General features: G+C 66.0%; 8 protein-coding genes. 4 read left to right on the forward strand and 4 right to left on the reverse strand.

The features are described from left to right. Positions 1 to 2: 2 nt before the first annotated feature. Positions 3 to 824 (forward strand): AidB family quorum-quenching N-acyl homoserine lactonase, encoded by an 822-nt coding sequence (gene aidB, locus ACSQ3P_RS29400; protein WP_436168966.1) that lies wholly within the window; start codon positions 3 to 5, stop codon positions 822 to 824. 212 nt (positions 825 to 1036) lie between these two features. After that, entirely contained in the window at positions 1037 to 1894 is an 858-nt protein-coding gene (locus ACSQ3P_RS29405) for an arginase family protein (protein WP_436168967.1), read from the forward strand. Between the two features lie 316 nt (positions 1895 to 2210). Here ACSQ3P_RS29405 and phbB read toward each other — a convergent pair whose 3' ends face one another. The 3 genes from phbB to ACSQ3P_RS29420 are packed head-to-tail and all read right to left on the reverse strand — an operon-like array spanning position 2211 to position 4373. After that, a complete protein-coding gene (gene phbB / locus ACSQ3P_RS29410) occupies positions 2211 to 2933 on the reverse strand; it encodes an acetoacetyl-CoA reductase (RefSeq protein ID WP_436168968.1) in 723 nt (240 codons plus the stop codon). A 36-nt stretch (positions 2934 to 2969) separates the two neighbouring features. Continuing rightward, complete coding sequence (locus tag ACSQ3P_RS29415) at positions 2970 to 3185, reverse strand: DUF1737 domain-containing protein (RefSeq protein ID WP_436168969.1); 216 nt, start codon at positions 3183 to 3185, stop codon at positions 2970 to 2972. 9 nt (positions 3186 to 3194) lie between these two features. Then, complete coding sequence (locus tag ACSQ3P_RS29420) at positions 3195 to 4373, reverse strand: acetyl-CoA C-acetyltransferase (protein ID WP_436168970.1); 1179 nt, start codon at positions 4371 to 4373, stop codon at positions 3195 to 3197. 313 nt (positions 4374 to 4686) lie between these two features. On the opposite strand from ACSQ3P_RS29420, the gene phaR reads away from it, so the two are divergent. Continuing rightward, positions 4687 to 5283 carry a polyhydroxyalkanoate synthesis repressor PhaR gene (gene phaR, locus ACSQ3P_RS29425; protein ID WP_310146682.1) on the forward strand — a complete coding sequence of 199 codons (597 nt, stop codon included), beginning with the start codon at positions 4687 to 4689 and terminating at the stop codon, positions 5281 to 5283. 189 nt (positions 5284 to 5472) lie between these two features. On the opposite strand, the gene ACSQ3P_RS29430 is transcribed toward phaR, so the two are convergent. Beyond that, complete coding sequence (locus ACSQ3P_RS29430; RefSeq protein WP_436168971.1) at positions 5473 to 7164, reverse strand: EAL domain-containing protein; 1692 nt, start codon at positions 7162 to 7164, stop codon at positions 5473 to 5475. 177 nt (positions 7165 to 7341) lie between these two features. Between ACSQ3P_RS29430 and ACSQ3P_RS29435 the strand changes: the two genes are divergently transcribed. Continuing rightward, positions 7342 to 7562: hypothetical protein (locus ACSQ3P_RS29435; protein ID WP_436168972.1), on the forward strand; the 221-nt coding region annotated here is incomplete at its 3' end.

Genomic DNA, 7562 nt, shown 5'->3' on the forward strand with positions numbered 1-7562 from the left:
GCATGGGCCAGGCTTCACGGCGTTTCGGGCGCTACGATATCACCATCCTGCACGATGGCGTTTTCCAGGCTCCGGCGGATGTCCTGATCCATGCGGGAGGCGACGAGGCGCGAAAGCAGGCTCTCGCAGGCTGGAGCAAATCCGCGATCAGCGTCGATGTGAACTGCTTCCTGCTGTGGGATGCCTCTGGGATCACCCTCGTCGATGCCGGGACAGGCCCCTCCTGGGGCGATGCCTTCGGCCATGCCCGCGCGGCGCTCGAAGCTGCGGGTGTGACGCCCGCCCAGGTCCAACGTGTCCTGATCAGCCATCTCCATGGCGACCATGCGCTTGGACTCTTCGACGATGAGACGCCGTACTTCCCACAAGCCGAGATCTGGGTTCCGCAGGTCGAGCTCGCCTTCTTCACCAATGAGCAGGCGCGCGAATCGCTACCGGCGTCGCGGCGGAGCGGCTTTGTAATCGCGGCGAAGCTGCAAAGCCTCTATGGCGGCCGCATCCGCAGCTTCGGCGAAGGCGAGATTCTGCCGGGCATTGCCGCGCGCACCTTGCCGGGGCACACGCCGGGCCATACCGGCTTCATCGTGCGGGATGCGCAACACAGCCTGCTGCTCTGGGGCGATCTCGTGCATGTCGAGGATCTCCAACCCGGAGACCCCGATGTCGGACTCGTCTACGACCTCGATCCGGCGGCGGCCGCGCGCAGCCGTCACACCATCCTCGCAGAGGCGGCCCGGGAGGGCTGGATCGTCTCGGGAGGGCATATAACCGGCTTCCAGCGGTTGGAGGCGGTTGGAGACAGCTATCGGCTCGTGCCGGCCTGAGGCTGCAAGACCAGTGCTGAACTGATCGCTGGCGTCTCGCGGGCGGCCGCGCTTGCCGCGACGCGAACCAGCGCGGCATAGTCAAAAGCCTCAACTCCGATGATGGTCCCGCTTCATTGCCAACCGATACGCCTGTTCCGCGCGCCCAGAGACCGACTTTCCTCGACTGCGAAGCCGTCACCATCGATACCGTGCCGCGAGGCGCGGTCGCCGTGATCGGGCTTCCCGGTGCGACGCCCTATGCCGGGAATGGCGCCCATAGCGCCGCTGCGCCGGCGGCGATCCGGGCAGCAAGCGCACGACATGCCGCCCGCCGGACGCATTACGATTTCGATCTCGGCGCGCCGCTGATGATGCCGGACACGGTTCTGGTCGATTGCGGCGATCTCGCCTTCGACGAAACCGATTTCGGCGGCAATCGCGCAAGGATCGAGGCGGCTTTCGCGACGCTGCTGGGCCGTGGCGCGCGGCCCCTTCTGCTGGGTGGCGACGACAGCGTCCAGATCCCTGCGCTGCGCGCATTTGCTGCGCATGGCAGGATCACGCTGTTGCAGATCGATGCGCATATCGACTGGCGCGATGAGGTCGAGGGAGAACGCTTCGGGCCCTCGAGCACGATGCGGCGGGCCTCCGAAATGGCAGGCGTTGGGGCGATCGTTCAGGTCGGCGCCCGGGGCATCGGCAGCGCCCGGGAATCGGATGTGGCAGATGCCGTCGCAGTGGGCGCGCGACTGGTCGATATGCGCATGCTGCGCGCCAAAGGGCTCGCCTATGCCGTCGAACAGGTGCCGGAAGGCCAGCCGGTCGTGGTGTGTTGCGATGTCGATGGGCTGGACCCCACGGTGATCCCCGGCGTCGTCGGCCGGGCTCCGGGCGGGCTGGGTTATGGCGACATCGTGGAGCTTCTGCACGGTGTCGCCGCCCGCGCACCGATCGTCGGCTTCAACCTCGTCGAGTTCACCCCTCAGCACGATCTCGGCGACCTCGGAGCCAGGACCGTCTGCCGCCTCGCGATGCTGGGGGCGGGCTTTCTGGCCATGAGCGAACGGACACGACCGCAGCGGTCATAGGCGGCTGTTACGCCGTGCACCGCGCACTGGTCGCGCCTGTGGCGACTGTGCCGCGCTGTCACAGCGCGTGCTTCAGAATCGCCGCCGCCCCGGCGAGGATGAGCGCCAGCGTCGTCGTGAGCGCCTCGGCGGGTGCGCCAATGCCGTCACGGAGACCGTAGAGCTGCTGTCTGAACTCGGAGCCTCCCGGCCACTCCGGGCTCGATCCTTCGGATCGCCCCGGAATGACGTGTGGTTCCGTCTCTCATCTAAGAGTGAGAGCAGGGTCAATGCAAAAACCGGTTCCCACTTTTTCGCATCCTGCTCGAGCCGAGGCTCAGGCCATGTATTGTCCGCCATTGACCGCGAAGGTCGCTCCCGTCGCGAAGGCCCCGTTGTCGGAGGCGAGGAAGACAACCATCTGGGCGATTTCCTCGGGCTTGCCGAGACGTCCGACCGGGATGCCGGCGACGACACGCTTCAGCGCTTCCTCGGGCATCGCTGCGACCATGTCGGTGCCGATATAGCCCGGCGTGATCGCGTTGACGGTGATGCCCTTATTGGCATTCTCCTGGGCCAGCGCCTTGACGAAGCCGATATCGCCGGCCTTGGCAGCGGAGTAGTTGACCTGGCCCATCTGGCCCTTCTGGCCGTTGATCGAGGAGATCACGATGATGCGGCCGAAATTGCGGGCGCGCATGCCCTCGATCACCGGACGCGTCATGTTGAACAGCGAATCGAGATTGGTGCGGATGACGGCCGACCACTGATCCTTGGTCATCTTATGGAAGAAGCCGTCGCGCGTGATGCCGGCATTGTTGACCAGGATGTCGATGGGGCCGAGCTCGGCCTCGACGGTGGCGATGCCCGCGGCGCAGCCGTCATAATCGCCGACATCCCATTTATAGACCGGGATGCCAGTCTCGGCCTTGAATGTGGCCGCCGCCTCGTCATTGCCGGCATAGCTCGCCGCGACCTTGTGGCCGGCCTCCTTCAAGGCCTTGCTGATCGCTGCGCCAATGCCGCGCGTGCCCCCTGTGACCAAAGCGACCTTCGACATTCCCGTCTCCTCCCTCTTGGCGGCGTGAGCGCCGCGCTATTGTTCTGCAAGCTTCATGTCGGGCGAATAGGGCCCGTCGACATCCTTGATGATCGCCTGGCCGCAGATGACGCGCCCGCTCGTGGCGTCGAAGGTCAGGGTCGGGTGCCCGTAGAGCACCCAGCCCCGGCTGAGCAGTTCCGAGATGCGATGACAGAACGCGGCGTCATCGGGCCCGGTTATGTAGCGGTAGAGCGTCGTCTGCCTCGCCATGTGCAGGGCTCAGCGCTCGACCGCGAGAGCCACGCCCATGCCGCCGCCGATGCAGAGCGTAGCCAAGCCCTTCTTGGCGTCGCGCTTGGCCATTTCGTGCAGCAGCGTCACCAGCACACGCGCGCCGGATGCGCCGATCGGATGGCCGATCGCGATCGCGCCGCCATTGACGTTGACGATGTCGGTGTTCCAGCCGAGGTCCTTGTTGACCGCCAGCGCCTGCGCCGCGAAGGCCTCGTTGGCTTCGACGAGATCGAGATCACCGACGCTCCAGCCGGCCCTCTCCAGCGCCTTGCGCGTCGCCGGGATCGGACCCGAGCCCATGATCGCCGGGTCGACGCCTGCGGTTGCCCAGGAGGCGATGCGGGCAAGCGGCGTCAGGCCGCGCCTGGCGGCTTCCTTGGCGCTCATCAGCACGAGCGCGGCGGCGCCGTCATTGAGGCCCGAGGCGTTGCCGGCGGTGACGGTGCCCTCCTTCGAGAAGGCGGGGCGTAGTTTGGCCATGGCCTCGATCGTCGCGCCATGGCGGGGATATTCGTCGTCGGAGACGATGATATCGCCCTTGCGGCCGGCAACGGTGAAGGGAACGATCTCGTCCTTGAAGCGGCCGGCCTTCTGGGCGGCCTCGGCCTTGTTCTGCGAGCCGACGGCGAACTTGTCCTGCTCTTCGCGGCTGATCTGCCATTTGGTCGCGACGTTCTCGGCGGTGGTGCCCATATGGTAGCCGTGGAAGGCGTCCCAGAGCCCGTCCTTGATCATCGTGTCGACGAACTTCATGTCGCCCATCTTGGTGCCGTTGCGCAGATGCGCGCCGTGCTGCGACATCGACATCGATTCCTGGCCGCCGGCGACGATGATGTCGGCATCGCCATTGACGATCTGCTGCAGGCCGATGGCCACCGCGCGCAGGCCGGAGCCGCAAAGCTGGTTGAGGCCCCAGGCGGTCGCCTCCTGCGGGATGCCGGCCGCCATCGCGGCCTGGCGGGCCGGGTTCTGGCCCTGACCGGCGGTCAGGATCTGGCCCATGATGACCTCGTCGACCTCGGCCCCTTCGACCTTGGCGCGGGCGAGCGCTTCCTTGATTGCGGCGGCGCCGAGCTCATGGGCCGGAGTGTTGGCGAAGGCGCCGTTGAAGGCGCCGACGGCGGTGCGTGCTGCGCCGACGATGACGATGTCCGTATCAGCCATGGGAGAGATCCTCGCTGTTGTCGGACGGTCCGCTCTCACGCCGGGCCGCCTGGTTCGTCGGGCACCTTCGAAGCCTGTCGCGCTTGCGTCAAGTCAGGAGAAAGGCGCCGATGCCGGGATTCGGCCGGTCCGTCACGCTCCACCTGCTGCAAAGACGGGCAAAACAGGTCATGCTTTAGTCTTGTTTTTGCGCTGCACGCTCAAAAAACTTGCGGCAAACCACTGAGCGGCTATCGTCGGGAGGGGAGATCGTTCCGTTTGGTCCGTCGCGGGTTTCGCGGCAGGAGCCGAACCAACGTCATGTAGGGAACTGATGGCTAGCGAAAAAGAACCGACCGTCATCAAGAAATACGCCAATCGGCGGCTCTATCATACAGGCACGAGCTCTTACGTTACGTTAGAGGATCTGGCTGGGCTTGTGCGCGGCGGCGAGGATTTCGTCGTCTATGACGCGAAGTCCGGGGAGGACATCACCCGCTCCGTCCTGGCCCAGATCATCTTCGACGAGGAGGCCAAGGACGGGCAGAACCTGCTGCCGATCGCCTTCCTGCGTCAGCTCATCCGCTTCTATGGCGACAGCATGCAGGCGCTGGTGCCGCGCTATCTCGAATTTTCGATGGACCATCTGACCAAGGACCAGGGTCAGTTCCGCGAGCAGATGACCAAGGCCTTCACGGGCGGGGCCTTCGGCACCGGGGCGCTCGACGCGATCCAGCAGCAGACGCGGGCCAATATGACGCTCTTCACCGACGCGTTCCGCATGTTCAATCCCTTCGCTGCCGCGGCAGCCGCCGCGAAGGCGAAGGAGGAGGGCACTGCCGCCCCGGCCAAGGGCGATGATCTCGGCGATCTCAAGCGTGAGCTTGGCGAGATGCGCGAGCGCCTGGACAAGCTGACCAAGACGAAGTGATCCGGCTCCAGAGGATTTCCGCGTTTCTCTGAATCGCGGAAATGCTCTACCTCCTTGTTTTAACGCATTTTCTTCACGCGAACCGGTGTCCACTTCGCTCGAAAATGCCCTAAGGCATGCCGATGCCAAGTCAAAGCTCTACAGCATCAGGCCGGATACGGTATTCGGTCTGAGCTGCAGAGCCTGAGCTCAGCCGGCCACGCGCTTGGGTGACCCGGCCTGGGCTTTCGGCCGGACCTCGGCCTTGCCGATCAGGTGACCCTGCAAATAGGTCACCCCCCAATCGGTCAGCATCGTCGCCTGCAATTCGTCATCGACCCATTCGGCGACGGTCTCGACGCAGAGATGGCGGGCGAGGTCGATCAGCGTGCGCACATAGAAGCGGTCGTCGGTCGAGCGGCGCAGATTCTGGGTGAAGGCGCCGTCGAGCTTGAGGATGTCGATCGGGAAGGTGCGCAGGTGCCGCAGCGAGGTGTGGCCCGCGCCGAAATCGTCGATCGCGATGCGCGCGCCCTGAGCCTTGATCTTGTCCAGCAGCTTGGCGATCCGCGCGGGATTCTCGATCGTCGCCGTCTCCGTGATCTCGACGATCAGGCGCTTGGCCACGCCGCGTGCGGCATTGGTGCAGGCGAGGAAGGCGTCGAGCCATTCGGGATCGGCAAGCGAGCGCGGCGAAACATTGACTGAGAGCGACAGGTCGGGATCGCCGACGAGCATGTCGACGGCAAGTTCGAGGACGCGGTGGTCGAACAGGCGGATGAGGCCGCGCCGCTCCAGCAGCGGAATCAATTCGGCGGGGGCGAAGAAGAGGCCGTTCTCGCCTTGGCCGACCCGCAGCAGCGCCTCATGGAAGGCAGTGTCACGCTGGCGGGCGCGGACGACCGGCTGCAGCGCAAGCTGCACGCGCCGTTCGTTCAGGGCGGCCACGGCCTGCAGGTCAAAACCCTGCCGCGCCACGGCGGGTTCACGCATGTCGCTGCGCTTGGCGATGACGGCGGCGTCGATCGCGCCGGCCTTGGCATTGGCGAGCGCGTTCTCGGCGCCGGCGACCAGAGGTCCGGCATGGCTTGAGAGGTTGGGCGCAATCGCGGCTCCGACGCGCAGGCGCACCAGGGCGATGCCGCGCGCGGTCTCGATGGCTGACTGGGCCACGGCCTTGATGAAGCGGCGCGCCGCCGCCTCGACCTGATTCTGCGGGCAGCCGGTGAGCAGGATGGCGAAGCGGTTGCCGGAATAGCGCACGAGATGGTCGCGTCGGCGCATCACCGAGCGCAGGCGCTCCTGCACCACGCCGATGATCTCGTCGGTCGCCTCATGGCCGAAATCGTCGTTGAGGCGGGTCAGTTCGTCGATCGCCGCGACGAGCACGACGACGACGCGCTCGGCCGGCAGATGCTCGGCCAGGGCCAGTTCGACGCGCTCCACCAATGCGGTGCGGTCGCAGAGTTCGCCATTGCTGGCACTGAGCTCGTCGGGCTTCACCGCGCGCTCCAGGCGCAGCACGCCGCGCGCGCTGGCGGGGCGGCCATCGATGCCGGCGAACCAGCGGCCGGCATCCTCGATCCACATTTTGCGGCCGGCGAGGTCGGCGGCGTAGCGCGTGCGGTAGACCACGCCTTCGCCCTGGTCCTGGCCGCTGGCGGAGAAGATCGCATCGTAGCGGCTGCGCCCGCTGCCGGGCTCGACCAGGCCGGCGAAGGAGAGGCCGCGACTCATGACTGCGTCGGAGACGCCGGCGAGGACTTCATGCGCATTGGGTCCCCAGGTCAGGGCGTCATGGACGATGTCCCAGGCGTAGACGACCTCGCCGATCGAGGAGAGCAGGCTGCGCGGATCGATGTGGCAGTCGTCGCGGGGGCTGAGGATCGACGGCGCAGGCATCGGACGGGGCCTCAATGGGGCTGATCGAACGATGCGGATCGATACCGTCTCGTCCTGGCCCGGGCGGATCGGGAAATGTTTCGAAACGATGCGGCTTTCAGCCTTAACGCGCCGTTAAGTTTGGCTATAACTTTGCAAATTCAGCTCCTAGACTGACCCAATGTTTCGGAGCGGGACATGACGGATTTCGACGATCAGAGCCGCAGCCGCGCCCCGTTCGCAGCCGATTCAGCATCTGATCTCGCCATGGTGCTGCTGCAGCTTGCAGCTTGCCGGGCCGAGATCGGCCCCTTCGCCCGGTCCGGGCGGGAGACGCCGCGCGAGGCGGCGCGCGTCTATGAGGCGGCCCAAGCCTCCAAGGCGACCACGATTTTCAGGGATCGCAGGCCGGTGCGCCT

This window comes from Allobosea sp. LjRoot9 (genome assembly GCF_964252745.1).
Classification (GTDB): Bacteria; Pseudomonadota; Alphaproteobacteria; order Rhizobiales; family Beijerinckiaceae; genus Allobosea.

Coding starts and splice junctions, on each gene's coding strand:
- aidB (WP_436168966.1), top strand. CDS start 3: ATGGGCCAGGCTTCACGGCGTTTCGGGCGCTACGATATCACCATCCTG.
- phbB (WP_436168968.1), bottom strand. CDS start 2,933: ATGTCGAAGGTCGCTTTGGTCACAGGGGGCACGCGCGGCATTGGCGCA.
- ACSQ3P_RS29415 (WP_436168969.1), bottom strand. CDS start 3,185: ATGGCGAGGCAGACGACGCTCTACCGCTACATAACCGGGCCCGATGAC.
- ACSQ3P_RS29420 (WP_436168970.1), bottom strand. CDS start 4,373: ATGGCTGATACGGACATCGTCATCGTCGGCGCAGCACGCACCGCCGTC.
- phaR (WP_310146682.1), top strand. CDS start 4,687: ATGGCTAGCGAAAAAGAACCGACCGTCATCAAGAAATACGCCAATCGG.
- ACSQ3P_RS29430 (WP_436168971.1), bottom strand. CDS start 7,164: ATGCCTGCGCCGTCGATCCTCAGCCCCCGCGACGACTGCCACATCGAT.